Source organism: Thalassobellus sediminis, assembly GCF_044386045.1.
In the GTDB taxonomy this organism is placed as follows: Bacteria; Bacteroidota; Bacteroidia; order Flavobacteriales; family Flavobacteriaceae; genus Thalassobellus; species Thalassobellus sediminis.
Map to the genome: position 1 here is coordinate 374,514 of NZ_JBISCD010000039.1, position 25,643 is coordinate 400,156.

21 protein-coding genes are annotated in these 25,643 nt (G+C 30.5%); 9 read left to right on the forward strand and 12 right to left on the reverse strand.

The window, feature by feature from the left end; genetic code table 11:
* The first annotated feature begins 105 nt into the window (after positions 1-105).
* The 3 genes from dnaX to ACH5TW_RS06445 are packed head-to-tail and all read left to right on the forward strand — an operon-like array spanning position 106 to position 2,994.
* Complete coding sequence (dnaX, locus tag ACH5TW_RS06435) at positions 106-1,830, forward strand: DNA polymerase III subunit gamma/tau (protein ID WP_439335676.1); 1,725 nt, start codon at positions 106-108, stop codon at positions 1,828-1,830.
* A 10-nt stretch (positions 1,831-1,840) separates the two neighbouring features.
* The gene (locus tag ACH5TW_RS06440; RefSeq protein WP_439335677.1) at positions 1,841-2,410 is read left to right on the forward strand and encodes a hypothetical protein; all 570 of its coding nucleotides are present in this window, start codon (positions 1,841-1,843) and stop codon (positions 2,408-2,410) included.
* Positions 2,411-2,412: 2 nt separating this feature from the next.
* A complete protein-coding gene (locus ACH5TW_RS06445; protein ID WP_439335678.1) occupies positions 2,413-2,994 on the forward strand; it encodes a MiaE family protein in 582 nt (193 codons plus the stop codon).
* On the opposite strand, the gene ACH5TW_RS06450 is transcribed toward ACH5TW_RS06445, so the two are convergent.
* The 4 genes from ACH5TW_RS06450 to ACH5TW_RS06465 all read right to left on the reverse strand — a co-directional run bounded on the left by ACH5TW_RS06450 (position 2,991) and on the right by ACH5TW_RS06465 (position 7,221).
* The gene (locus tag ACH5TW_RS06450; RefSeq protein ID WP_439335679.1) at positions 2,991-3,563 is read right to left on the reverse strand and encodes a porin family protein; all 573 of its coding nucleotides are present in this window, start codon (positions 3,561-3,563) and stop codon (positions 2,991-2,993) included. The two genes, ACH5TW_RS06445 and ACH5TW_RS06450, sit on opposite strands and share 4 nt — an antisense overlap.
* A gap of 90 nt (positions 3,564-3,653) precedes the next feature.
* Positions 3,654-4,559 carry a Ppx/GppA phosphatase family protein gene (locus tag ACH5TW_RS06455; RefSeq protein ID WP_439335680.1) on the reverse strand — a complete coding sequence of 302 codons (906 nt, stop codon included), beginning with the start codon at positions 4,557-4,559 and terminating at the stop codon, positions 3,654-3,656.
* Position 4,560: 1 nt separating this feature from the next.
* Positions 4,561-6,624, reverse strand: a complete 2,064-nt coding sequence (gene ppk1 / locus ACH5TW_RS06460; RefSeq protein ID WP_439335681.1) for a polyphosphate kinase 1 — start codon at positions 6,622-6,624, stop codon at positions 4,561-4,563.
* A gap of 108 nt (positions 6,625-6,732) precedes the next feature.
* Positions 6,733-7,221: a SixA phosphatase family protein gene (locus ACH5TW_RS06465; protein ID WP_439335682.1), complete on the reverse strand. Its 489-nt coding sequence runs from the start codon at positions 7,219-7,221 to the stop codon at positions 6,733-6,735.
* A gap of 449 nt (positions 7,222-7,670) precedes the next feature.
* Here ACH5TW_RS06465 and ACH5TW_RS06470 point away from each other — a divergent pair, with 449 nt between their 5' ends.
* From ACH5TW_RS06470 to ACH5TW_RS06490, 5 genes are all read left to right on the forward strand, one after another.
* Positions 7,671-13,298 carry a T9SS type B sorting domain-containing protein gene (locus ACH5TW_RS06470; RefSeq protein ID WP_439335683.1) on the forward strand — a complete coding sequence of 1,876 codons (5,628 nt, stop codon included), beginning with the start codon at positions 7,671-7,673 and terminating at the stop codon, positions 13,296-13,298.
* Positions 13,299-13,310: 12 nt separating this feature from the next.
* Positions 13,311-14,231 (forward strand): PorP/SprF family type IX secretion system membrane protein, encoded by a 921-nt coding sequence (locus ACH5TW_RS06475; RefSeq protein WP_439335684.1) that lies wholly within the window; start codon positions 13,311-13,313, stop codon positions 14,229-14,231.
* A gap of 12 nt (positions 14,232-14,243) precedes the next feature.
* Complete coding sequence (locus ACH5TW_RS06480) at positions 14,244-16,166, forward strand: OmpA family protein (protein ID WP_439335685.1); 1,923 nt, start codon at positions 14,244-14,246, stop codon at positions 16,164-16,166.
* A 72-nt stretch (positions 16,167-16,238) separates the two neighbouring features.
* A complete protein-coding gene (locus tag ACH5TW_RS06485) occupies positions 16,239-18,149 on the forward strand; it encodes an OmpA family protein (protein WP_439335686.1) in 1,911 nt (636 codons plus the stop codon).
* 135 nt (positions 18,150-18,284) lie between these two features.
* Positions 18,285-19,145, forward strand: a complete 861-nt coding sequence (locus tag ACH5TW_RS06490) for a CPBP family intramembrane glutamic endopeptidase (RefSeq protein ID WP_439335687.1) — start codon at positions 18,285-18,287, stop codon at positions 19,143-19,145.
* A 152-nt stretch (positions 19,146-19,297) separates the two neighbouring features.
* On the opposite strand, the gene ACH5TW_RS06495 is transcribed toward ACH5TW_RS06490, so the two are convergent.
* Positions 19,298-19,798, reverse strand: coding sequence for a CAP domain-containing protein (locus ACH5TW_RS06495; RefSeq protein WP_439335688.1), 501 nt, complete (start codon positions 19,796-19,798; stop codon positions 19,298-19,300).
* A 166-nt stretch (positions 19,799-19,964) separates the two neighbouring features.
* Complete coding sequence (gene pdxH, locus ACH5TW_RS06500) at positions 19,965-20,612, reverse strand: pyridoxamine 5'-phosphate oxidase (RefSeq protein ID WP_439335689.1); 648 nt, start codon at positions 20,610-20,612, stop codon at positions 19,965-19,967.
* A gap of 81 nt (positions 20,613-20,693) precedes the next feature.
* Between pdxH and ACH5TW_RS06505 the strand changes: the two genes are divergently transcribed.
* Positions 20,694-21,110, forward strand: a complete 417-nt coding sequence (locus tag ACH5TW_RS06505) for a hypothetical protein (RefSeq protein ID WP_439335690.1) — start codon at positions 20,694-20,696, stop codon at positions 21,108-21,110.
* Here the strand turns inward: ACH5TW_RS06505 and ACH5TW_RS06510 are convergent.
* The 6 genes from ACH5TW_RS06510 to ACH5TW_RS06535 all read right to left on the reverse strand — a co-directional run bounded on the left by ACH5TW_RS06510 (position 21,100) and on the right by ACH5TW_RS06535 (position 25,522).
* Positions 21,100-22,011 (reverse strand): ribonuclease Z, encoded by a 912-nt coding sequence (locus tag ACH5TW_RS06510; RefSeq protein ID WP_439335691.1) that lies wholly within the window; start codon positions 22,009-22,011, stop codon positions 21,100-21,102. The two genes, ACH5TW_RS06505 and ACH5TW_RS06510, sit on opposite strands and share 11 nt — an antisense overlap.
* A gap of 10 nt (positions 22,012-22,021) precedes the next feature.
* Complete coding sequence (locus tag ACH5TW_RS06515) at positions 22,022-22,486, reverse strand: DUF3291 domain-containing protein (protein WP_439335692.1); 465 nt, start codon at positions 22,484-22,486, stop codon at positions 22,022-22,024.
* A gap of 2 nt (positions 22,487-22,488) precedes the next feature.
* Positions 22,489-22,821, reverse strand: coding sequence for a ribonuclease Z (locus tag ACH5TW_RS06520; RefSeq protein ID WP_439335693.1), 333 nt, complete (start codon positions 22,819-22,821; stop codon positions 22,489-22,491).
* Between the two features lie 4 nt (positions 22,822-22,825).
* The gene (locus ACH5TW_RS06525) at positions 22,826-23,755 is read right to left on the reverse strand and encodes an aspartate carbamoyltransferase catalytic subunit (protein ID WP_439335694.1); all 930 of its coding nucleotides are present in this window, start codon (positions 23,753-23,755) and stop codon (positions 22,826-22,828) included.
* A 10-nt stretch (positions 23,756-23,765) separates the two neighbouring features.
* Positions 23,766-24,305, reverse strand: a complete 540-nt coding sequence (pyrR, locus tag ACH5TW_RS06530; RefSeq protein ID WP_439335695.1) for a bifunctional pyr operon transcriptional regulator/uracil phosphoribosyltransferase PyrR — start codon at positions 24,303-24,305, stop codon at positions 23,766-23,768.
* Between the two features lie 299 nt (positions 24,306-24,604).
* Entirely contained in the window at positions 24,605-25,522 is a 918-nt protein-coding gene (locus ACH5TW_RS06535; protein ID WP_439335696.1) for a hypothetical protein, read from the reverse strand.
* Positions 25,523-25,643 lie beyond the last annotated feature (121 nt).

Here is a 25,643-nt window from a genome sequence, read left to right on the forward strand (position 1 = left end):
TAACTCCTATTAAATTCTAAGTTCAAAATTCTAAATTATCAATTGAATTTTTAACTTTGTTATCTATTCAAAAAGCATCAAAAGATGTTTAAATAATTAGGTAATTTGGAACACTTTGTAGTATCAGCTAGAAAATACAGACCTCAAACGTTTAAAGACGTTGTGGGGCAGCAAGCTATTACAAATACCCTACTAAATGCCATAGAACACAATCATTTAGCACAAGCTTTACTATTTACAGGACCACGTGGAGTTGGTAAAACAACTTGCGCTCGTATTTTGGCTAAAATGATTAATAGTGAAGGCAATGAAACCGAAGACGAGGATTTTGCTTTTAATATTTTCGAGTTAGATGCCGCATCAAATAACTCGGTTGATGATATTAGAAGTTTAACCGATCAGGTTCGTATACCACCACAAGTTGGAAAATACAAAGTCTATATTATTGATGAGGTACACATGTTATCTCAGGCAGCTTTTAATGCCTTTCTTAAAACTTTAGAAGAGCCACCAAAGCATTGTATTTTTATTCTTGCCACTACAGAGAAACATAAAATAATTCCAACCATCTTATCGCGTTGTCAAATTTTTGATTTTAAACGTATTACCGTTAAAGACGCTAAAGAATATTTAAAATATATTGCAGAACAACAAGGCATTACTGCTGATGATGATGCGCTACACATTATTGCTCAAAAGGCAGATGGTGCTATGCGTGACGCGCTTTCTATATTCGATCGTGTTGTTAGTTTTTCAGGAAAAAACCTAACAAGACAAGCCGTTACAGAGAATTTGAATGTTCTTGATTACGATACTTATTTTACAAGTACAGATTATATTTTAGAAAATAAAATACCTGAACTTCTACTACAATTTAATAATACGCTATCAAAAGGTTTTGATGGACATCATTATATTGCTGGTTTAGCATCTCATTTTAGAGATTTATTAGTTAGTAAAACTACCGAAACCATTGAATTGCTTGAAGTTGGCGATCAAACAAAAGAGAAATACTTAAAGCAGTCGCAAAAAGCGTCTCAAGATTTCCTTTTAAAAGGTATTGAACTTGCTAACGACTGCGATCTCAAATATAAAACCAGTAAAAATCAACGACTCCTCGTTGAATTATGTATCATGCAGCTTGCCTCTATCACTTTTGATGGAGAAAAAAAAAATAGCAAACATTACATAATACCAGCTTCATATTTTAAAAAGAAAGGCATTACGCCTGTTCCTGTTAAAGTTCCTGAACAAGTTTCTACAGAAAATAATACAACTCCAAATAAAACGGAAGTCACTACTGCAGCATCTAAGCATGTAGAATCTTTACAAGTAAAGGAACCTAAAAAAATTATATTAAAACAAGGCACAAAAAGAACTTCTGGACTGTCATTAAGTAGTATTCGGGCAAAAAAAGAGCATCAAATAAAACAAATGGATGTTGTTATTGATGAAGAAGATTTGCCAAAAGAAGATTTTACTGAAGCGGACTTAATAGCCCATTGGAAAAAATTTACTCAAATTTTAATAGAAAAAGGAAAGCATAATTTAGCTTCTATTCTATCTATGGATACGCCTAAAGTTAAAGGAACAACCGTACATTTAGAATACCCAAATGCGACAAACAAGGTTGAATTAGAGCGTCAGCAATATGATTTAATGGCCTATTTAAGGAAATCATTAAGCAACTATGATATTAGTCTAGATATTAGTGTAAATGAAGTTCTTGAAAAACAATATACTTACACTCCGGCTGATAAATTTGAGAAATTAAACGAAAAAAACCCTAATTTAGATCTTTTAAGAAGAACTTTCGATTTAGACATTTAAAACCTTACATATGAAAAAGTTACTATTATCTGTTTTATTGCTAAGTATTGTTTTTATTAGTTGTGATGGTAGAGACAGAAGATACAAATCGAATGCTGAAGTTTTACAAGAATCAAACCTTTTAAAATCGTTTTCTAATCAAACAAAATTCTTCCCAAATGAGTCTGTAGAGATTATTACAGATACTATTTTTAATAATGGCTTTCAAGTAAAGTTAAAATACAATGCGCTTGAAAATGACTTTATTTCTAAAACAACAAAATCTGATAATGATGCTTTAGTTCATAAAAATTATAAAAACTTTGAAGCAAACATATTAGTTTTAAAAGATGAAAAAGTTATTTCTAATGGTATTATAAATAAAACATTATTCCAAAATTACGAGACACCTTCTTTTTGGAAAAACGCGATTATGCAATATGTTTGGATAAACTATGAAACATCAACTGATACTTATATAAACTTAAACACATCGTTTCATATTCCTGAAACAGATATTTTTAAAGATTTTGCTATAAGTATTGATACCTTTGGAGGCATCAAAATAATGGAAATAAACCTTACTGAAAGCACTATATAATTATGCTAGGATTAAAACTACCAACAGACCCACGTTGGGTTAATATTGTTGAAAAAAACATTGAAGAAATACTAACCGACCATGCTTTTTGCGAACAAAAGGCAACAAGTACAGCTATTTCATTAATTGTAGGCTTTCCTGAATACACCGAATTAGTTCAAGAAATGACAGCTTTAGTAAAAGAAGAAATGAGTCATTTTAAAATGGTACATGATATTATTATAAAACGTGGTTGGGTACTTGGTAGAGATAGAAAAGATGATTATGTTATACAGCTATTAAAGTTTTTTCCTAAAGGTGGTAGCAGAACAACACAATTGGTACATAGACTTTTATATGCTGCATTAATAGAAGCCAGAAGTTGTGAACGTTTTAGATTATTATCTGAAGAATTAGAAGATAAAGAGTTAGCAAACTTTTATAGAAATTTAATGGCTAGTGAAGCAAATCATTACACCATGTTTTTAGGATTTGCTAGAAAGTATGGTAATAAAAAAGAAGTTGACACCAAATGGCAACAACTTCTTGAATATGAATCTGATATTATGAGTAAATTAGGTAAAACTGAAGCTATTCACGGTTAAAATTTATAACCAACTCCAATTTGAATATTTGTGTTTTTTGCTTCAACACCAAAAGTGTCATCAAAAACATTTGATAAACCGTATATATATCTAACATCAGCAAATAGTACGTGTGTTAATTTATATTCTAATCCTGCTACACCAGAATAGGCGAAATTTTTAGCACTATCGTCAACCTTACGAACTTTTATTCCAACTTGTGGACCTAAGCCTAAATGAATTTTCTCACTTAGTCTAAATCTAAATAAAATAGGAGCTTGAATATAATCTAAATTTAAAATTTCTATTTTAGCACCTTCAGGAGAAAATTGAATTTCTGGAACTAATGAAATAGATTTAGATAAACCAATATCTGCAAAAAAACCAATATAAAAACTGTTTCTATGCCTATTCTCTATTGTTGGAGAATCATCAAAATTTAAGTTAGAAATAGTTAAACCTGATCTAACTCCATACTTAACTCCTTGAAAAGTTGAGCCTTTAGACTTCTTTTCTTCAGTCTCATTTTCTTGAGAAAATCCAGAAAAAGAAATAACAAGTAGGATTGTTAATAGTAATAATCTTTTCATAATTAAATAGTTTTGGGTTATAATTATATGATGACGAATATATATTAATTATGTCAAATACTAATATTTTAAAAGATAAACTGCAAAATATTACTGTGTATTGCTAGAAACAGTATCATAATATATACTTTTTATAATACCATCTGCTAACCCTATTTTTGGAACATATATATTTTTTGCTCCACTCCATTTCATTGACGACAGGTAAATTCTCATGGCTGGAATTATTACATCGGCTCTATCTTGATTTAAGGATAGTTCTGTAATTCGTTCTTCATAAGAATAAGTTTGAAGCGTGTTATAATAAGATGTTAAATAAAAATAAGTTAATGGTTTCCCCATGGCTTTTCCTGATACTTTAAATATTTTATTAATATTTCCACCAGACCCTATAACACTAATTTTTTCATAACTCTCAGTGTTTGTTTTAATCCATGATTCTAATTCTTGCCAAGATTCTTTTTTAACTATATCATTGAGCAAACGAACCGTTCCTATTTTAAAAGAACGCGATGCAACTTGTTCTCCTTGATGAATTACTGTAAACTCTGTACTACCCCCACCTACATCAACATATAAATATGTTTTATTATTATCTATATATTTATTTAAATCTGTGGCTGCAATAATGGCTGCTTCTTCTTCACCTCCAATAACATCAATACTTATACCGGCATGTTCTAAAACTAAATCGACAACTTTTTTACCATTTTCCGATTCACGCATTGCCGATGTTGCACAGGCTTTATATTTAACCACCTTATGAGATTTCATTAAGAGTTTAAACGCTAACATCGTATCTAATATACGTTGTGTATTCTCTTTAGAAATTTTATTTTTAACAAAAACATCGGCTCCTAAACGAATAGGAACACGCACTAATGAATTTTTCTTAAACTGAACTGGTTTACCTTTTTGCTCAATAATATTTGAAATTAGCAATCTTACTGCATTTGATCCAATATCTATAGCTGCATATTTTTTTATTGAAAGCATATTAACTTTTTATCTTATTTAAGTAATAATCGTAAGTAGCAAACTGAGATCTTACTTTTGGCTTATCATTTACTCGATATTCATTGTCTTGCGATTCATTTAATAATCGTGCTTTCACATTATCATTCCAACAAATATTATAAGTATCTAAAATTTCTTGTTTTATATATTCATCATAAATAGGACAACTTACCTCTACCCTATTATCAATATTTCTTGTCATCCAATCTGCCGAAGAAATATAAACTTTAGTATCGCCATCATTTCCAAAAATATAAACTCTGGTATGTTCTAAAAATTTATCAACAACACTTATTACTTCTATGTTTTCACTCATTCCTTTTACTCCAGGAATTAAACAACAAAGTCCTCTAATAATCATTTTAATTTTTACTCCCGCTCTACTTGCTTCATATAGTTTATCAACCATTTTATAACTTGATATACTATTCATTTTCAGTTTTATTAAACCTTCTTTTCCTTCCTTTACATTTTTAATTTCAGCATCAATTAATTTAAAAACTGCTTTTTGTGTGTAATGCGGAGAGGTTATTAAATGTTTATATCGGTATATTTTATAATTGGTTTCAAAAAAGCTGAAAATTTTATTTACATCTTTTAAAATACGCTGATCTGATGTAAACAATGTATAATCTGTATAAATCTTAGCAGTAGATTCATTAAAATTACCTGTACTTACAAAGCCGTAACGTTTTAGTTTTTTATTCTCTTCGCGTTCTATAACACACATTTTACTATGCACTTTTAACCCTGCAACACCAAAAACCAAATTAACGCCTTCTTCTTCCATTTGTTGAGCATAATTAATATTCGCTTGCTCATCAAATCGTGCACGTAACTCTATTGATACAGTAACCGACTTACCATTAATTGCGGCATTAATTAAAGAACTGGCTATATGCGAAATTTCGGCTAAACGGTATATGGTAATTTTAATTGTTTTTACAGCTGGATCTAAGGCTGCTTCTCTTAAAAACTTAACCACATATGAGAATGTTTGATATGGCGCATAAAGCAAATAATCTTTTTCTTTTATAGCTTTAAATATGCTTGCCTCTAAACTAAGTCCTTTTATAGGTAGCGGTTCTATTTTATTATACAGTAAATCGGTTCTACCTAAACTAGGGAAGCTTGTATAATCTCTTCTATTGTGGTATCTACCTCCAGGAATAATACTATCGGTAGTATCAATACCCATTTTAGACATTAAATATTGTAAAGTATCACCATCTATGGTTTTATCATATACAAAACGAACAGGTTCTCCTACTTCTCTGTGCTTAACACTGTCTGATATTTTTTCAATAAAACTTTTACTTAAATCACTTTCAAAATCAAGTTCACCATCACGAGTAATCTTAATCATATGTGCAGAAATACTTTTGTAATCAAAAATATTAAAAATATCACTTAAAGAATGACGTATTAAATCATCAATCATTATTATAAAACTCTTTTCGTCTTGTTCTGGTAATACAACAAATCTGTTTATTGCTTTAGGTATTTCAATAAGCGCAAATTGCTTTGTTCCATCTGTCATCAACATTTTTACTGCTAAATAAGCTGCACTATCTTTTAAATTAGGTAAAACAACTGAATCATTTAAAATAATAGTTACCAATGCTGGACTTACCGTTTGTATAAAATATTTTTTTATAAAGTCATGTTGAGAACTATCAATCTGTTCTTCATTTATTATATAAATATTTTCATCTTCTAATCGGCTTCCAATTGTATGTAAAATTTCTAAACTCTTACTTTGTTGTTTTATTACAATTTTGGTTATCTGCTCCAAAAGTTCCTTAGCTTTAATACCTCCAAGTTCACTTTTACCGCCTTTTCCTGCTTCTACAATACGTTTAACTGTAGCATATCTAACTTTGAAAAATTCATCTAAATTATTAGAAAATATTCCTAAAAACCTTAATCGCTCAATTAACGGAACAGTCTCATCAGAAGCTTCTTGCAAAACTCTAGCATTAAATTGCAACCAGCTTATTTCTCTGTTTATATAAATATTATCTTGGTTTTCTGATTTAGTCATTGAATTTAACTGGATTATAATTACTGAACAAATATATTCTATTTCACATAAATAGCCTTACAAAAAAGCTTTGTGAAATTGTTAATAATTAAGATGATTTAATTAGTACTATTGTTTTAAATCTTTAGGAAACAATGTAAACACCGTTTTACCTTGTTTTAAATCATTCCAATCTTTAATCTCAAATTCAATACTAACAACACCACAGGTAGGAACATTTTCTATGTATTGATCTCCAAAACTATTTACAAACGCTGTAATGGCATGATTATGCCCAAAAACCATTAAATTATTAATTGAATTATTACATTCTTCTATAACTCTCTTTAAGTTTCTGCCTTCAAAATCATATAAATCATGATTAAAAGAAACAATATCGTTACTAATATTAAGGTTAGAAATAAATATATCGGCGGTAGTTTTAGCTCTTATAGCATCACTAGACATTAACATATCTAATCCTTCCTCCTTGCTATATAGCGATTTTGAAACCATATTAGCATCACTTAGCCCTCTTTCATTTAAAGGTCTTTCATGATCTATTACATTATGTTTCCATGAAGATTTGGCATGCCTTACTAATATTAGTTTTTTCATAAAAATTCGATTAAACGCGTTATTTATCGTTAAAATGTTGTTTTTATCGATAAAATTCATTTTATTTGCTTCTTAAAGGTAAGTAAAATAGCAGAAATGCTAAAAATAATTATAAAATTTAATAGCTAAACAACTAATAATCAATATGAAAACAAAAATTAACACAAAAGTCTTTATATGTAATTTTCGTACTCTTTATCGGTTTTTTTAGTTTTTTATCATAATTTTTTGAAAATATAAATCATTGTATGTTCATTTGTTTTAAATATAAAATTAAGAGAGCCCAAATCTAGTTTAATATTATAAGTTTTAGAATCGCTTAACCGACATTCTTCCCTCACTACTTTATAAAATTAGAATTTAGATTGCAATTAAAATGTTGTAACTAATAATACCTAATACCTAAATTAACAATAAAGTAACATTTTGTTACTCAATTTTTTTGACCTATGAAAACAACTACATTTAATCTGTTAACAAAAACAAGCGTTCAAATAAAGCATTATTTGTTTGCTTTTACTTTACTGTTTATAGGATTTTATCAAGCCCATGCAGATTGTACGATTCCAAGTAGTATGACAGGATCGCAATTAGTCGCATACATTAATGATCCATTAAATAATTGTGGTGGGGAAGTGACTATTCCTGCTGGTGTTATTATTACTATTACTGATGATGTAACTATTCCTGACACAGTAGATAAAATTATTATTGAAGAAGGTGGCCACATATGGTGGACTGCTAAAGCTGTTTTAATATTATTTGAAAATACAGCAATCAAAATAGAAGATACAGATTCTACTTTCGGTGAGCCTATTGGTGTATCCGGTAGTCAATCGTGCAACAACAATGTACAAATAAGAATTGGAGATATTGAATATTCACGATGTGTAGGTGGAGGTAACAACTGTATTATATTTGCTGATTTAATCGACGCAGGTGGAACACCTCAGTTAGACCCTGATTTTGAGATAAATCCTGATTTACCGAGTGGAACTGTATGCTTTGGCCCTACAGATATAGGTATTAATCTTGGAGGTCTAATTAGTGGTACTGTAACATACTCTTGGGAAGTATCTCCTAATAATACTGGGCCTGGAGATGTTACTTTTTCAAATACAAATACTGAAAACACTACAATCGATGTTACACTACCAGGAACTTATACTATAAGAGCTAACTTAAGCATAGCATTAGGTATTGAAGGTTCTTCTTGTGCAAATCAAAGCGTGGATGTTTTTGCCGATTTTGAAATAACTTTTCTTGCATCAGTTACTGCAAGCACAATGTACGTCAACCCAAGTACAACTGGAAATGGTACATGTGGATTAAGTGTAGATTTTGATGGAGAAGCCGATAATGTAGGAACTGCTCCTACTTATTTATGGGTTTTTGGTGATGGAAATACAAGTGATGAAATAGATCCTACTCACACATATACAACACCTGGAACCTATACTGTAACATTTACTGTAACAAATAATGATGCTGGAACTTTACCAGCATGTAATTCTGCAACTACTTCACAAGAAATTATAATAACAGATTCAGACCCAGAAATTACTTGTCCTGGAGATTTTGAATTTAGCAATGATACTGATAGTTGTGGTTATACTGTAACGAACAATAACTTAAACCCTACTGCAATTACCGAAGACTGTGCTGTTTTTTCTGTTTTAAATGACTATAATAATGGTACTACTTTAAATGGAGCTACTTTTCCTGTAGGAACTACTACTGTAACTTGGACTATAACTGATGGATCTAACAATGTTGATACTTGTTCTTTTGATGTAACTGTTAATGATACTCAAATCCCATTAATTACTTGTCCTGCTCCTATTAATGTTGATGCTGATGCTAATTCTTGTCAGGCTACAAACCTAAATATTGTTGAGCCTACAGCTACTGATAACTGTGCTACTACATTTACATTTACTGGTACGCGTTCTGACAACTTACCATTATCTGATCCATACCCTGTTGGAATTACAACTATTACATGGGTGGCTAACGATGGTACTAACGACAGCTTAACTTGTGATCAGATAGTAACTATTACTGATGCGCAAGCTCCTGTAATTACTTGTCCAGATAATGTTTTAGCCAATACTTCTGATGATGGGCTAGGTAATTGTTCAACAACTGTATCACTAGGTACCCCTATAACAAATGATAACTGTGGGATAAAATCTGTAGTCGCCCAAGTTGGTGGTGTAGATATTAATCCTGCTACTTTTGAATTTGATTTAGGTGAAACTATAGTTACTTGGATTGTAACAGATAACGCAGATATAACAGCTTCATGTAACCAAACTGTAACGGTAGTTGATGATGAATATCCTCGTTTTGATGCGCCTTCAGCCATTACAATTAGCTGCGAAGATGATCCAAATGATTTAACCTTGACTGGAACTATCACAAGATTAAATATCGATAATTGTGACACTACTCCTTTAGACCCTCAATACTCTGATAGCATTGCGCCTGGTAGTTGTGCAAATGAATCGATTATAACTCGTACTTGGAGCTTATATGATAATACTGGAAATTTTCATACTCATACTCAATTAATAACCATTCAAGATAACACTGTTCCAGTTATTACAGGAACTCTTAGCTCTTTTAACGCTAATGGTTGTGATGCTAATGCAAAACCTGCTGCAGAAACTACAGTAGCTGGCCTTGAATCACTTGGCTTAGATATATCTGATGCTTGTTCTAATGATGCAAACTTAACTGTTACTTTTTCTGATAGCGCAAATGGCAGTTGTCCAATTGTTATTACTAGAACTTATACTATTACAGATGAATGTAATAATGCTACACAAGTTGATCAAATTATTAACATAGAATCTCCTGAGATTACTTATAACAATCCTTCTGATGCAGATCTTCAGTCTTGTGATTTTAATAATCAAGGTGAAATAGATACTGCTTTTACAAATTGGGTAAATGCTCAGTCAACTGCTATTGCAGAAGCTGGTGGGTGTTCTCCTGTGTTAACTAACAATAGCGCTTCGGCTACCGTTCCTGATAAATGTTCTGGTGGTACTGCTACTGTTACTTGGACTATTACAGATCTTTGTGAAACTATTAATACTATTACCGCTGATTTCAATCTCACTAAACAACAAGATATTGGGCATGAAGAACCAGACAACAAAACTGTTGAGGCTTGTTCTTTTAATAACTCTAATCTTTTAGATGCTCAAGCAGCTCTAGATGCAGATATAGCTGCATGGGTAGCTCAAGAACAATTTGATACAAGAGTTATCGAAGGTGGATGCTCCCCTACAATAACAACTAACTATGGTTCTCAGTCTATAGATTTTTGTACTGGTGGAACAGTTACTATTACCTTTACAGTTAATGATGATTGCCAAGGTCATTCTCATGATGCTACCTATACTTTAATTCCTGCTGATGATTTAGTTATTAGTGATGTTCAAAATGAAACAGTTCCTGCTGGAACTTATTCAACTCAAAAAGACTTAGATGATGCTTTCGCTTTATGGTTAAACAATTTCTCTGTAAGCGGAGGATGTAATCCATCGGGGGAATTTGCTGAACAATATACAGCTCCTGCTTTATGTGGTGGTTCTGTAAATATTATTTACAATGTATCAGATTTATGCCAAACAGGACAAGACATAGCTACTTTTGAAGTAATTTCTGTAAACCCTTTAACAATTAGTGATGTTCAAGATCTTACTGTGAATGCTTGTGACTTTGCTGACCAAGCGGCTTTAGATTCAGCCTTTGCTAATTGGATCGCTGGGTTTAATGTAACTGGTGGTTTTAATCCACAAGCTACAGATATTAGTGCACTTGCTGCTCCTGCTTTATGTGAGGGTGGTAATACGAGTGTAACTTATAATGTAACGGACTTATGTGAGTCTGGTCAAGATACAGCTACATTTACAGTAACTCCTGCTGATGCGTTAACAATTAGTGATGTTCAAGATCTTACTGTGAATGCTTGTGACTTTGATGATCAAGCAGCGTTAGATACAGCCTTTGCTAATTGGATTGCTGGGTTTAGTGTAACTGGTGGTTGTGATCCGCAAGCTACAGATATTAGTGCGCTTACTGCTCCTGTTTTATGTGAGGGTGGTAATACGAGTGTAACTTATAATGTAACGGACTTATGTGAGTCTGGGCAAGATACAGCTACATTTACGGTAACTCCTGCTGATGCCTTAACAATTAGTGATGTACAAAATGAAACAGTTTCTGCTGGAACTTATTCAACTCAAAAAGACTTAGATGATGCTTTCGCTTTATGGTTAAACAATTTCTCTGTAAGCGGAGGATGTAATCCATCGGGGGTATTTGCTGAACAATATACAGCCCCTGCTTTATGTGGTGGATCTGTAAATATTATTTACAATGTAACAGATTTATGTCAAACAGGACAAGACATAGCTACTTTTGAAGTAATTTCTGTAAACCCTTTAACAATTAGTGATGTTCAAGATCTTACTGTGAATGCTTGTGACTTTGATGATCAAGCAGCTTTAGATACAGCCTTTGCTAATTGGATTGCTGGGTTTAGTGTAACTGGTGGTTTTAATCCACAAGCTACAGATATTAGTGCACTTACTGCTCCTGCTTTATGTGAGGGTGGTAATACGAGTGTAACTTATAATGTAACGGACTTATGTGAGTCTGGACAAGATACAGCTACATTTACGGTAACTCCTGCTGATGCCTTAACAATTAGTGATGTTCAAGATCTTACTGTGAATGCTTGTGACTTTGATGATCAAGCGGCTTTAGATTCAGCCTTTGCTAATTGGATTGCTGGATTTAGTGTAACTGGTGGTTGTGATCCGCAAGCTACAGATATTAGTGCACTTACTGCTCCTGCTTTATGTGAGGGTGGTAATACGAGTGTAACTTATAATGTAACAGACTTATGTGAGTCTGGACAAGATACAGCTACATTTACGGTAACTCCAGTAACACCTGTTGTTTTTGATCAACAAAATTTACCTGAAGATCTAACTGTAGAATGCGATAATGTTCCTAGTGCAAGTAACCTAACTGCATCAACAAGTTGTGGAACTATAGAAGTGAATTATAATGAAAATAAAATGATTGATGGTGATTGCCCTTCTTCTTACATATTGATAAGAACTTGGACGGCTATTGATCAATGTAATTCAATAATAACACATACACAAACTATTAAAGTTCAAGATACTCAAGCACCTACAGCTTCACCTTTCGATGTAGTATTAGATGTAAGTTGTACAAATATTCCAGATATTCCATCAATAGAATTCACAGATAATTGTTCTGTAAATATTATAGAAAAATTTGAAGAAACAAATTCATATGATGAAAACAATTTAATGGATTACCAAATTGTAAGAACTTGGACGGTAACAGATGAGTGTAACAATACAGCTGAATTCACTCAAACTATCAATGTTACTTTGGATGAAGTTGTTACTCAAATAACTTCTCAACCTAGATGTTATGACGATGGTATAGTTGATCTAAATTCTTTTTTAAGTAATACTAGTTTAAATGGAACTTGGGAGATAGTTGAAGGAGACCCTATAGCTACAATTAGTGGTAATCTATTTAATCCTACAACTCTAGAACTTAGCGATGATTTTTTACCTGAAGATGGTGGAATTGATTATCTATTCAAATACACAACTTCAGAAAATGGTTGTATAACTGTCATTGAGTTATCCATGAATATAAATGCCGATTGTGTAGTATTACCTTGTGGTGAAAATGATATTGAAATTTCTAAAGCAGTAACTCCTAATGGAGATAGTTACAATGAAACCTTTGATATAATGGGTATTGATTTATGTGGTTTTGTTGCAGAAGTACAAATATTTAACCGTTGGGGAGCCTTAGTATATGAATCAAATAATTACACATTAGGTAGTCTTGACACTTCTGGATCACATGGAGATTGGAATGGATCTGCTCCAAAAGGTTCTCTAGGAAATGCTGAGAAAGTACCAAACGGAACTTACTATTATATAATTGTATTAAAAAATAGTGGATTGAAACCATTTACAGGCCCAATTTACTTAGGAACCAAATAAAATACCTAACCTATGAAACTTTTAAAAAATTACATAATCGCTATTTTGTTGTTTAGCTGTACTATTTCGGTAGCACAACAGCTACCGCAATTTACCCAATACATGTACAATGCAATTTCTATTAACCCTGCATATGCTGGAAGTAGAGAAGCTTTAAGTATTGTTGGATTACACAGAAGCCAATGGGTAGGCTTTGACGGCGGCCCAATAACTCAAACACTTTCTATTCATACACCTTTGAGAAATGATAGAATAGGGTTAGGATTATCTTTTATTGAAGATGATTTAGGACCAGAAAATTTCTCTTATTTATATGGAGATTTTTCATATTCAATTCCAACAGGAGTGGATGGAAAATTAGCTTTTGGAATAAAAGCAGGTTTTACTCAATATAGTTTAGATGCAGATTTTAGAGAATCTGAAAGCTCAGACCCCTTAATTTATGGAATTCAAAATCGTTGGACTCCAAATATTGGTTTAGGGGTATTTTGGAGTACTAATAAATGGTATGTTGGTTTATCTACACCTAGAGTATTAAATACTGATAGAAATACAGAAGAAGGATTTGAAGCTTTAGAACGTTTAAGCTATTATTTCACTGGAGGCTATGTATTCGATTTAAGCAAAACAGTTAAATTCAAACCTTCTTACTTAATTAAAGCAACTAATGGAGCCCCTATATCATATGATCTAACTGCAAATTTCTTATTTAACGAGAAATTTTGGCTAGGAGGTTCATATAGGATTAATGAATCTACTGGTGCAATAGGAGGTTTTCTTGACTTTCAAGTTTCAAGACAATTACGTGTTGGTTACGCTTACGAAAAACCGATTTCAGATATATCAAGATATACGAATGGAACACACGAGGTATTACTTATTTACGAATTCAAATTCTTAAGTTCGAAATTAAAATCACCAAGATATTTCTAATCATAATTTAATATGAAAATCAAAAATTACATATTAGTTTGTATCATACTGCTATTGAGTTTTAATGCCTTTTCTCAACAAGGAAAACAAAAAAAAGCCGATACATTATTTAATAAGTTTTCTTTTGTAAAAGCTGCTAAAGTATACAAAGAACTTATTCAGGATAATTACAATAAAGAATATGCTACAAGACAGCTTGCAGATTGTTATGCTTTTTTAAGAGATCCAAAAAATGCTTCTAAATATTATAAAAGTGTTGTTAATCAAGAAAATGTACCTGTAGAATACTACTATAAATATGCGCAATCACTTCGTGGTATAAAAAAATATGACGATTCCCAAATATGGCTAAAGCGTTACAAAGACTCTGGAGGTGTAGTAAATTCAAATGATTTCTCAAAAGATATTAATTTTATTACAAGTGTTTTTGGTGCTAAACAACAGTATTTTTTAGACAGAGTACGTTTTAATTCTAAATTTAGTGATTTTGGAGCTATTGAATATGATGGAAAAGTTTATTTCACATCAGCTAGAGATGAGGGTGTTGGTATTAAACGCTTATATGGTTGGAATGAACAACCTTTTTTAGATGTCTATGTTACAGATGCTAAATCTAAAAGTAATGTAGATCATACAGGTAAAATAAAAGGGGACATTAACTCTATATATCATGATGGCCCTATAGCAATTACAAAAGATGGTAAAACAATGTATTTTTCTAGAAATAATTTTAATAAAGATATTGAAATTAAAGATAGAAAAGGATTAACCAATATGAAAATTTACCGTGCAACATTAGTAGATGGTTTATGGACAAATATTGAAGACCTTTCAATAAATGGAGATGGTTTTTCAACACAACATCCTGCATTAAATATTGATGATACTGAGTTATATTTTACTTCAGACAGACCTGGAACTAAAGGAGGTTCAGATATATGGAAAATTGATATTCTTGCTGATGGTAACCTAAATAATCTAAAAAATTTAGGAGATGTCATAAATACAGAAAGCGCAGAAGGATTCCCTTTTATAAATAATGAAGGTGTGCTCTTCTTTTCATCAGATGGACATACAGGTCTAGGCTTATTAGATATTTTTGGAACAATTAAAAGCGAAGATAACGAAGATGAGTTTGTAGATGTTATCAACTTAGGAGTTCCGGTCAATTCTAATAAAGATGATTTTTCTTTTACTATGAATTCAAATGGTATTACGGGGTATTTCGCATCTAATAGAACTGGTGGTCGTGGTAGTGATGATATATATGCATACCATAGAGAACTAGTTTTACATGTGGAAGGAGTAGTTACTGATGCTATTAATGTAAAACCAATAGCAAACGCAAAGATTACCTTGTATGATGAAAAAGATCAGCAAATAGCTTACATGCAAACTGACGAAGAAGGATATTATCAAATAAATATAGATAGAAATAAAGATTACAAAATTATTGCTAGTCAAGAAAAATATATTGATGATTATAGAAATTTTACATCAAAAAACCTACAAACAGAACTTAAAACGATTACTGCTAATTTAATATTAAACCCTGTTCAAGATGTTGTAAAACTTGCTGAATTAAACACTATTTATTTTGATTTCGATAAGCATAATATTAGAGAAGATGCAGCTTTAGAGCTTGATAAAATTGTTGATTTAATGCTAAATGAGTACCCTGAAATGGTAATACGTATTGAGTCACACACAGATTCTAGAGGTAAATTATCATATAACGATAAACTATCTATTGATAGAGCTAACTCAACATATGAATATTTAATTTCTCATGGTGTAGCACCAGAACGCATTACTGAACACCAAGGATTTGGAGAACGTAGATTAACAAATGGATGTGAAGATGAATCTGACTGTGAGGAAAATGATCACCAATTAAACAGAAGAACACAATTTATTGTGGTTAAAATGGAATAGATAATATGATCGCAATACTATTTTGTGATAAATAAACTTAAAAGCAAAATAGCTTTTTAAAAATATAACCCCATGAAACTAAAAAACTACTTATTAGCTTGTATTTTATCTTTTATTGGCTTTTCGACATTTGCACAATATGGCACACAAAAAAAAGCCGACAATTTATTCAATAAATTCTCTTATACAAATGCAGTAAAAGAATATAAATCACTTATAGAAAAAAATTACAATTCAAATTATGCAACCAGGCAATTAGCAGATTGCTATGCTTTTTTAAGAAATCCAGATAGTGCAGTTGTTTATTATCAAAAAGTAGTCGAGCAAGAAAATATTCCTGTAGAATATTATTACAATTATGCTCAAGCTTTAAGAGCAGTTGAAAATTATAAAAAATACCGAGTATGGATGCGTCGTTTTAAAAAAGCTGGAGGAAAAATTAATGAAAATAATCTTCTAAAAGATAGCGATTTTGTTAATTCTATTTTTAATGCAAAGCTACAATACTTTTTAACTGATGTAAATTTCAATTCAAAATATAGCGATTTTGGGGCTTATGAACAAGATGGGAAAATATATTTTGCATCCTCAAGAGACGAAGGTGTTTCAACAAATCATATCTATGGATGGAATGGAGAACCTTTTTTAGATATCTATACAGCTAATAACAGAACCGATAGTTTAATTGATCATAAAACAAAACTAAAAGGATCAATTAATTCTATTTATCATGACGGCCCTTTAACTATGACAAAAGATGGAAAAACCATCTATTTTTCAAGAAATGATTATAATAAAAACGTTTTAGGAAAAAATGAAGAAGGAATAAGTAATCTTAAAATTTATAAGGCAACTTTAGCTGACGACAAATGGACAAATATCGAAGAACTACCATTTAATAATAACTCCTACTCTACTGGCCATCCTGCATTAAATAAAGATGAGACAAAATTATATTTTGCTTCAGATATGCCTGGATCAATTGGTGGAACAGATATTTTTTATGTAGAAATAAATAATGGTTCTTATAGTGAACCTAAAAATGCAGGAAATATTATCAACACTAATAAAAATGAGCGATTCCCTTTTATTAATAGTGAAGATGTTTTGTTTTTTGCTTCAGACGGACACCCAGGTTTAGGGTTATTAGATATTTTTGGAACAGTTTCTGACAAAAAAAATAATATTGTTAGTGTTATTAATTTAGGTGTTCCAGTAAATTCAAGTAAAGATGATTTCTCTTTCTTTATGAATGATGATGGTTTATCAGGTTATTTTGCTTCCAATAGAAATGGAGGTATTGGTAGTGACGATATTTATGCCTACGACAGAATTCCACAATTAAAAATAGAAGGAACAGTTGCTGATACACTTAATAATCCTATTGCAAACGCTACTGTTGAATTACTTGATAATAATGGAAATATAATTAGCTATTTAGAAACAGATGAAGAAGGTTATTATGAAATAAATGTTGATAGAGATTCTAACTACAACCTAAATGTTAAAAAGGATGGTTATACAGATAAATCTAAGGTTATTACAACTAAAGGAATAGAACGTAGTGTAAAAATTATTACAGCAGATTTTGTACTAAACAACAAAAAAGAGGTCTTACCTATTACAGAACTATACCCTATTTACTTTGATTTTAATAAATATAATATTAGAAAAGAAAGTACTACTGAATTAGATAGAATAGTTAACTTAATGATGAATACATATCCAGATATGGTTATTGAAATTAAATCATATACAGATTCTAGAGGAACAGCAAAATACAATAAAAAATTATCTATTGAAAGAGCGGTGGCTACCTATAAATATTTAATAAATAAAGGTGTTAGCCCAGATAGAATAACTGGATACAATGGTTATGGCGAACAAAATTTAGTAAATGGTTGCAATGGCACTATTAAATGTACTGAAAAGCAACATCAACTTAACAGACGCACACAGTTTATTGTCATAAAAATGGAATAATATAACCATATAATACTAATTAAAAGACCATCAAAAGCTCTAATCTTTTGGTGGTTTTTTAGTTTATTAAAGCAATCTATTCTTCTTTGTGTAACAAAACTTTATTGTTATCGTCATCTTTTAAAGGTGACTCTAATGAAAATATATAAAATTACGTCGGAAATTAAAGAAACCTGGAAAACAATAATTCTATTTTTATTAATATTATTTACTTTAAGTTCTTTAGCTTATTATGCAATTTTAAAATTAAACCCAACAAGCATATATATTGGCTATTTAATGCTATGTCCAGCTATCGCTTCATTTATAACATTAAAAATTAGAAATAGAACTATTTCAAGTCTTCCTTGGAATTTAAAAAAATTTAAGTATTTAAAACTAGCCTATTTTACACCTATAGCATATACTTCAATTAGTTATATATTAATTTGGATATTTGGTTTTGGAGATTTAATAAATACTAATAGAATTTTAAAATGGAGTAAAGAATTAAATATTGACAGTACAAATCAAACAATTGTAATAATTGTAATGATTTTTCTATTATTATCAGTTGGAGTCATAAAAAATTTAGGATCTACACTAGGTGAAGAAATTGGTTGGCGTGGATTTTTTATATTCGAATTAAGAAAAGTTATGCCTTTCAAAGCACTTTCTATTTTAAGCGGTATTATTTGGGCTCTATGGCATTATCCGTTAATAAATTTGATTTACGGAAAAGGAGAACTTCTTTTATTTCATATAGTTGCATTTACGATTATGATAATTGGAATTTCTGTAATACTGGCATACTATACATTTAAATCTAATAGTTTTTGGCCTGCAGCTGTATATCATTCTATTCACAATATTTACATACAAAAAGTATGTACTCCAATGACCATTTATAATGATAACACAACCTATTGGATTGATGAATATGGCATTATGATTCCATTAATCACAACCTTTTTCGCAATTTATTTTTGGCAAAAAGCTAGCAACGAAAATTTATAATAAAAAAATCCTCTCAATTTTGAGAGGATTTTATACCTAAAGCTATATAATAACAATTAAGTTATTAAAAATAACCATATATTTTCTTCAATACACAATAACCACATTACACTTTGTTGCTATTAATCAGAAAACTAAAGGTTATATTGTTATTATTTTTTTATAAATATGTTCGTGTAATACCACTTTCCAAGCTCGCTTTCTTCAGCTGAAATACCAAAATTTGTAAAGTCTCCTTCTATATTAGCTTTATGACTTTCACTTTTTAACCAAGCTCTTACAACAGATTCAGCTGATGTATAACCATAAGCAACATTTTCTGATACTTTTTTAGCATTAGCATTAGATTTTAAATATTCACTACGTTGATAAAAATTTGCATGAGAAACTTCATTGTTATCAACCATGTAATCTGTATGAGTATAGGCCACAGATTTTATAAGAGTCATATCTAACAAAGGACTTAAGCCCAAAGATAATCTGTGATTGTTAATGAGTTCTAAAATTTGAACTTCTATAGGTTTTGTTTGGGGAATATCGGTTAAATTCAAAGCAATTGCATCTGCTTTATCTTCAAAGCTGTCGGTTGTACATGAAAATAATGTAAACACAGCTAATAATGCCAATAATGGCAGTTTGGTTAATAGCTTCATAAGTAGGTAACTTTAGATTTGGTATTGTAAAGTTAGTTGACTACTTAAGCAAAAACTGTTAACAAAATGTTAAAATCGACTAAAAACATGTTGTTAATCGATTTTTATTACATATAGTCGATTAAATACAATGTAAATATAGTTAAACATGTAATTAAGCGACTTTTTAAGGAGATAATCGATTAATGGACCATCTGTAATCTTCTAAAAGTTGATATCTAACTCTATCATGTAACCTATTAGGACGCCCTTGCCAAAATTCAATTTCATTAGGTTTTACAATATAGCCACCCCATGTATCAGGTCGTAAAATTTCTTTACCTTCATATTGTTTTCCTATTTGTAAGAGTTTGTTTTCAAGAAATTTTCTATCCTTTATTACCTCACTTTGATTTGAAACTAAAGCACCTAATTGACTTCCTCTGGGGCGAGATTCAAAATAACCATCACTTAAATTCTCTGCAATCTTTTCAGCTTTTCCTTTTATAATAATTTGACGTTCGGCTCCATGCCAAAAAAATGACAAGCAAACATTTGGATTAGCTTCAATTGCCCTACCTTTTTCACTTTTATAATTAGTGTAAAAAATAAAACCTTCATAAGTATATTTTTTTAATAACACTACTCTATTCTTAGGATAACCATCTAATCCTATTGTTGAAACTGTCATAGCATTGGTTTCATCTTCAGCAAAAAATGAATCAACTTCATAAAACCATTTTTGAAATAATTCCATAGGGTTTTCTGGTACTTCACTTAAAAGCAATGCTCCTTTTTCGTATGATTTCCTGTAATCTCCTAAGTCTGTATTCATTATAAATAAAGAATTATTTTTATATGTTAATTTTTTTTGTTGTTAAATAAAAACATATAAATTTAAGAATTAATTAATAGTATGCACTTTGAAAACAGTAAATATTCTAAAGAGTTTAAGTTTAAAAAATTAGAGTACCCTTTTGGTAACTTTTATTTATGTGAAAAGTTTTTTATTTCAGAATTAAATGACGGTGTACATTTTAATTGGGAAAAAATCCAGCTTGTTATGGACGATTTAATTAAGCACTATAACCATGATACAAGTTTAGCCTACATTTCAAATCGAATTAATTCATATTCTATAGATCCACATACATGGAAACAAACATTAGATAAATATAAAATTATAATTGCTAGTTCAATTGTCGCATATACAAGCTTTACTTTCTATAACGCATCACTTGAAAAAGTTTTTTCTGAAAAAAGTATTAAACGTTGCCTCAATTTAAAAGAAGCTATAGAATGGTCTTTAAGCTTAAGAGAGTTTAATTACTAAAGTCAAAAACTTTTCCGTCTTCGCATAATTCAACATTACTAAAAACCGCTTGTGCTTCTTCTTTAAAAGGTTTTAAGCTATCATAACGGGTAGAATAATGTCCTAATAACAATGTGCCTGCGTTTGATAATTTAGCTATACTAGCAGCTTCTTTAGCAGTAGAATGTTTTGTTTTAGACGCTAAGTGTGCATGCTTATCTAAAAAAGTAGATTCGTGATAAATAACACTTACATTTTTTATAATAGGAACAATATCTTCTTTATAACAAGTATCGCTACAAAACGCATAACTCTTTGGAGGATTACCAGGTTTTGTTACGAGTTCATTTTTTACCAACTCTCCAGCTTCATTTTCTACATCAAAACCTTGTTTTAGCTTTCTGTAATAAGCTTTATTAATATTAGCAGATTCGGCAGCATAAACATTTAATTTACGTTCCCCTGCTTTCTCTTTAAACAAAAAACCATTGGTATAAACTCTGTGTTTTAATGGAATGGTATGTACTTCTACTTTATCATCTTCAAAAATTAATTCCGATTTTTCGGAAGTTAATTCGTGAAAATAAAGCTTATAATTAGTCCAAGAATCGGCTAATTTCATTTGTAACACAACAATTTCTTTAATGCCTTTTGGTCCGTAAATATGTAAATCGGTTTCTCTTGTAAGTAATCTAAATGTTGAAATTAAACCTACAAGTCCAAAAAAATGATCGCCATGTAAATGCGATATAAATATATGCTTAATACGATTAAACTTAATTTTATGTTTTCGTAATTGTACTTGTGTACCTTCGCCACAATCAATTAAAAACATATGATTGTTAATCTCTAAAACCTGAGACGTTGTATTATTTAAAGTTCTTGGAGTCGCACTATAACAACCTAATATGGAAAGTTTCATCTGTAGATGTTTATTGTTTGTAATTTAGTGCATCGTTTACAGAAAATTTACTTTTAAATGAAAAAGCAAAAGGTGTATCTCCGTGTGTATTAATATAATCTAATCTAGTTTTTGCATCTTCAAATGTTGGTTCATAGCCTTCTGGTATATACCAAAATGCCATATGCATCATTTTCATTTTACTAAACCATTCCTTTTTTCGTTTAAAAACTTCAATATGACCAGAATTGTAGGTGTAATTAAAAAGGGATTCTAAATTTTCCCAAACAGACATGTTTATTATTATAGAATCATCTTGAAAAACACGAATAGCTTCTTCTTTATCTTCATCTTTCAATCTCCAAACAAAACCATCCGCATCATCTGCAATGGCATTCATTTTATCAACATTATTTACAAAATCTTGCATAATTGGATCATCCATTGGAGCCAACATTTTAGCAATATTTACTTGGGCAAGATGAAACTTACTCATAATTAAAGCCCTAAATCACGCTCTATGTCTTCCATTTCAATAATATCATAAGCTTCTTGTAACGTAGGTACAAGTATAATATCATCTGGAATTGTATCTAAATCTACATTGTCTGAAACAATAACAAAAGAGTGATTTTCTTCTCTGTGTATATTAGATATTTGAAGAAATTCAGCAATATCCTTATTGTTTAACTTACTTAAAGACGCTAACATAACAATAATATTATCGTTCTTAAATTTAGGATATAATGTTTGTAATTTTTTAACTAACTCTATAACTGTAGCTTTTTCTTGGGTAATAATTGAAGTATTACCGTTTTTATCAATAATCATAGATTTACTGTTTTATTTTAGACGCTAATAAATAAATAGCTGCCATTCTTATAGCAACGCCATTTTGAACTTGATCTAAGATGATGGCCTGTTTAGAATCTGCAACATCACTAGTAATTTCTACACCTCTATTTATTGGGCCAGGGTGCATAATTGTAATTTCTTTATCTAAAGAATCTAACAATTCTTTATTAACTCCAAACTGTTGTGTGTACTCTCTTGTAGATGGGAAATAGCTAATATCCATGCGCTCGTTTTGAACACGAAGCATGTTTGCTACATCACACCAATTCAACGCCTTAATTAAGCTTGTTTCAACTTTTACTCCAAGCTTACTAATGTGCTTAGGAATTAGTGTTTTTGGTCCGCAAACCATTACTTCTGCACCTTGAAGTTGTAGTGCAAATATATTTGAAAGTGCTACTCTACTGTGTAAAATATCTCCAACAATTACTACTTTTTTTCCGCCAACTTCGCCAAGTTTTTCTCTAATAGAATATGAATCTAATAAAGCTTGTGTTGGATGCTCATGAGCACCATCACCTGCATTAATAATACTAGCATTAACATGCTTTGATAAAAAGACGCCAGCTCCAGGATTTGGATGCCTCATAACCACCATATCTACTTTCATAGATAAAATGTTGTTTACAGTATCTATTAAAGTTTCCCCTTTTTTAACTGATGATTGTGCCGATGAAAAATTAATAACATCTGCCGACAATCGTTTTTCAGCTAATTCAAAAGATAATTTTGTTCTGGTTGAGTTTTCAAAAAAAAGATTAGCAATAGTAATATCTCTAAGCGAAGGTACTTTTTTAATGGGTCTATTAATCACTTCTTTAAAATGATCGGCAGTTTCAAAAATAAGTTCAATATCTTTTTTATTTAGATATTTGATTCCTAATAAGTGATTTACACTTAACTCGCTCATGATTAACTATTTATTTTTCAATTAAATAAACCGAATCTTCATTGTCATGCTCTTTCCAGTTTACTTTTACTTTTTCATTATTTATAACATCTACTTGTCGCCCTCTATAATTTGGCTGAATAGGTAAATGCCTACTAAAGCGTCTATCAATAAGCGTTAACAGTTCAATTTCATTGGGTCTACCAAAAGACTGTATCGCAGTTAAAGCTGCTCTAATACTTCGCCCTGTGTATAAAACATCATCAATAAAAACAATGTTTTTATCTTCAACTAAAAAATTAATTTTTGTGCTATTAGCTTCTAAAGGTTTTTCACTACGTCTAAAATCATCTCTATAAAACGTAATATCTAAATGCCCTAGTTGTACGTTTTTAACCTTATAATCTTCTTTTAAAATTTTAGCTAAACGATCTGCTAAAAACACACCACGTGGTTGTAAACCAATTAAAACGGTGTTAGAGAAATCGTTATGTTTTTCAATAAGCTGACAAGCCAATCGATGAAGAATGATGTTTACCTCTTTTGCGTTAAGTAAAACTTTTTGACTCATATTTAATATCCAAACGTGTTTGGAGTACAAAGGTAATGCAAAAAATTAGAAGTTAAAACCCAAAACTTAATCTTTATTATGGCGCTACCCTATCGGGTCGGGCTATACGCTACAAGTCCTCGCTCGTACCTCGCTGTGGGCTTTCCTCTGCTATCCCTAGCGCATGGTTCGCAGCGGTAGTAATCTATACAAACTTTAGTGGAAAAATCTTTAATACATCAAAAAAATTAAAAATAAAAATGCTTCATGAAATACGAGGTTTAAAATCTTTTAATCGTAATCATTAAATTTATTTGAATTTACTTTATTGCATTCTTTAATCGCTTAAAATCGGTTTCTTCTAACTTCTTATCGTTATAACGAGGATATCCTAAATAAATAACTTTCCCCTTTTCTGTGTCATATAGGCTATTAAAATATGTCACATGTGAAGATGTTGAGGATATTTGGCTATTATGCCTATCAGCCACACTAACACTAGTACCTGGAGAAGTCTTTGTAATTGGTCTAGTTACTTGCATAATTTTTTTTATGACAACATAGTTAGCTTGTTCTTCAGTTATTACCTTATCAATAAAATCTTTAGTTACTAATTGATAATCATAAGGATAGTATTTGATGATTTCTTTTTTAAATTCCTCTATTATTTGATTCTCATCAATTAAAAGAGTCTTATTTTCGATATCTTTTTTATAGAGGGAAGTAATTAAACCTCTTCGATATTTTTTCAATTCTTTACGATCTTCACTAACGGCCGAAACTAAATCACTATGTAATCGTTTTAAACAAAAATATATATCTCCATACGAATAATTTGTATCTTCATCATTATAAATTGTAACGTAATGAGGCACAACAAAATCGTTTTGGACACTAATAATAAAACTATTACCTGGAGCCATTCTCCAATTATATTTTATAAATTCCAAATAAGCATATGAATCACTACTCTTTTTGTCTTTTAATAATGTTTTATAAATTTCAGGTGAAATAAACTCAACAGAAGGAGAAAATGTCCAAATTTCATTAATAACCTTTTTTAAATATTCATTAAAACCTTTTTTTGCTAATTCTCCTTTTTCATAAGCAAAAACCACCTTTAATGGTTTCTCTTTTAAGCTCTTTATTTCATCAATTTTACTTTTTTGAACACCAAATTGAGCATTAGCAGAAATAATAAATAACAATGTAATAAGTGTTAAATAGATTTTTTTCATTTTAAGTTTACTATTTTTTTATTCAAATCAAATATAACAAGAAATATCTTTCAATTTTTTTTACCCATAAAAAAAGCCTTCAATTTCTTGAAGGCTTTAATTTTATAAATGATTAAGAAAT

Coding starts and splice junctions, on each gene's coding strand:
- ACH5TW_RS06440 (WP_439335677.1), top strand. CDS start 1,841: ATGAAAAAGTTACTATTATCTGTTTTATTGCTAAGTATTGTTTTTATT.
- ACH5TW_RS06445 (WP_439335678.1), top strand. CDS start 2,413: ATGCTAGGATTAAAACTACCAACAGACCCACGTTGGGTTAATATTGTT.
- ACH5TW_RS06450 (WP_439335679.1), bottom strand. CDS start 3,563: ATGAAAAGATTATTACTATTAACAATCCTACTTGTTATTTCTTTTTCT.
- ACH5TW_RS06455 (WP_439335680.1), bottom strand. CDS start 4,559: ATGCTTTCAATAAAAAAATATGCAGCTATAGATATTGGATCAAATGCA.
- ppk1 (WP_439335681.1), bottom strand. CDS start 6,624: ATGACTAAATCAGAAAACCAAGATAATATTTATATAAACAGAGAAATA.
- ACH5TW_RS06465 (WP_439335682.1), bottom strand. CDS start 7,221: ATGAAAAAACTAATATTAGTAAGGCATGCCAAATCTTCATGGAAACAT.
- ACH5TW_RS06470 (WP_439335683.1), top strand. CDS start 7,671: ATGAAAACAACTACATTTAATCTGTTAACAAAAACAAGCGTTCAAATA.
- ACH5TW_RS06475 (WP_439335684.1), top strand. CDS start 13,311: ATGAAACTTTTAAAAAATTACATAATCGCTATTTTGTTGTTTAGCTGT.
- ACH5TW_RS06480 (WP_439335685.1), top strand. CDS start 14,244: ATGAAAATCAAAAATTACATATTAGTTTGTATCATACTGCTATTGAGT.
- ACH5TW_RS06485 (WP_439335686.1), top strand. CDS start 16,239: ATGAAACTAAAAAACTACTTATTAGCTTGTATTTTATCTTTTATTGGC.
- ACH5TW_RS06490 (WP_439335687.1), top strand. CDS start 18,285: ATGAAAATATATAAAATTACGTCGGAAATTAAAGAAACCTGGAAAACA.
- ACH5TW_RS06495 (WP_439335688.1), bottom strand. CDS start 19,798: ATGAAGCTATTAACCAAACTGCCATTATTGGCATTATTAGCTGTGTTT.
- pdxH (WP_439335689.1), bottom strand. CDS start 20,612: ATGAATACAGACTTAGGAGATTACAGGAAATCATACGAAAAAGGAGCA.
- ACH5TW_RS06505 (WP_439335690.1), top strand. CDS start 20,694: ATGCACTTTGAAAACAGTAAATATTCTAAAGAGTTTAAGTTTAAAAAA.
- ACH5TW_RS06510 (WP_439335691.1), bottom strand. CDS start 22,011: ATGAAACTTTCCATATTAGGTTGTTATAGTGCGACTCCAAGAACTTTA.
- ACH5TW_RS06515 (WP_439335692.1), bottom strand. CDS start 22,486: ATGAGTAAGTTTCATCTTGCCCAAGTAAATATTGCTAAAATGTTGGCT.
- ACH5TW_RS06520 (WP_439335693.1), bottom strand. CDS start 22,821: ATGATTATTGATAAAAACGGTAATACTTCAATTATTACCCAAGAAAAA.
- ACH5TW_RS06525 (WP_439335694.1), bottom strand. CDS start 23,755: ATGAGCGAGTTAAGTGTAAATCACTTATTAGGAATCAAATATCTAAAT.
- pyrR (WP_439335695.1), bottom strand. CDS start 24,305: ATGAGTCAAAAAGTTTTACTTAACGCAAAAGAGGTAAACATCATTCTT.
- ACH5TW_RS06535 (WP_439335696.1), bottom strand. CDS start 25,522: ATGAAAAAAATCTATTTAACACTTATTACATTGTTATTTATTATTTCT.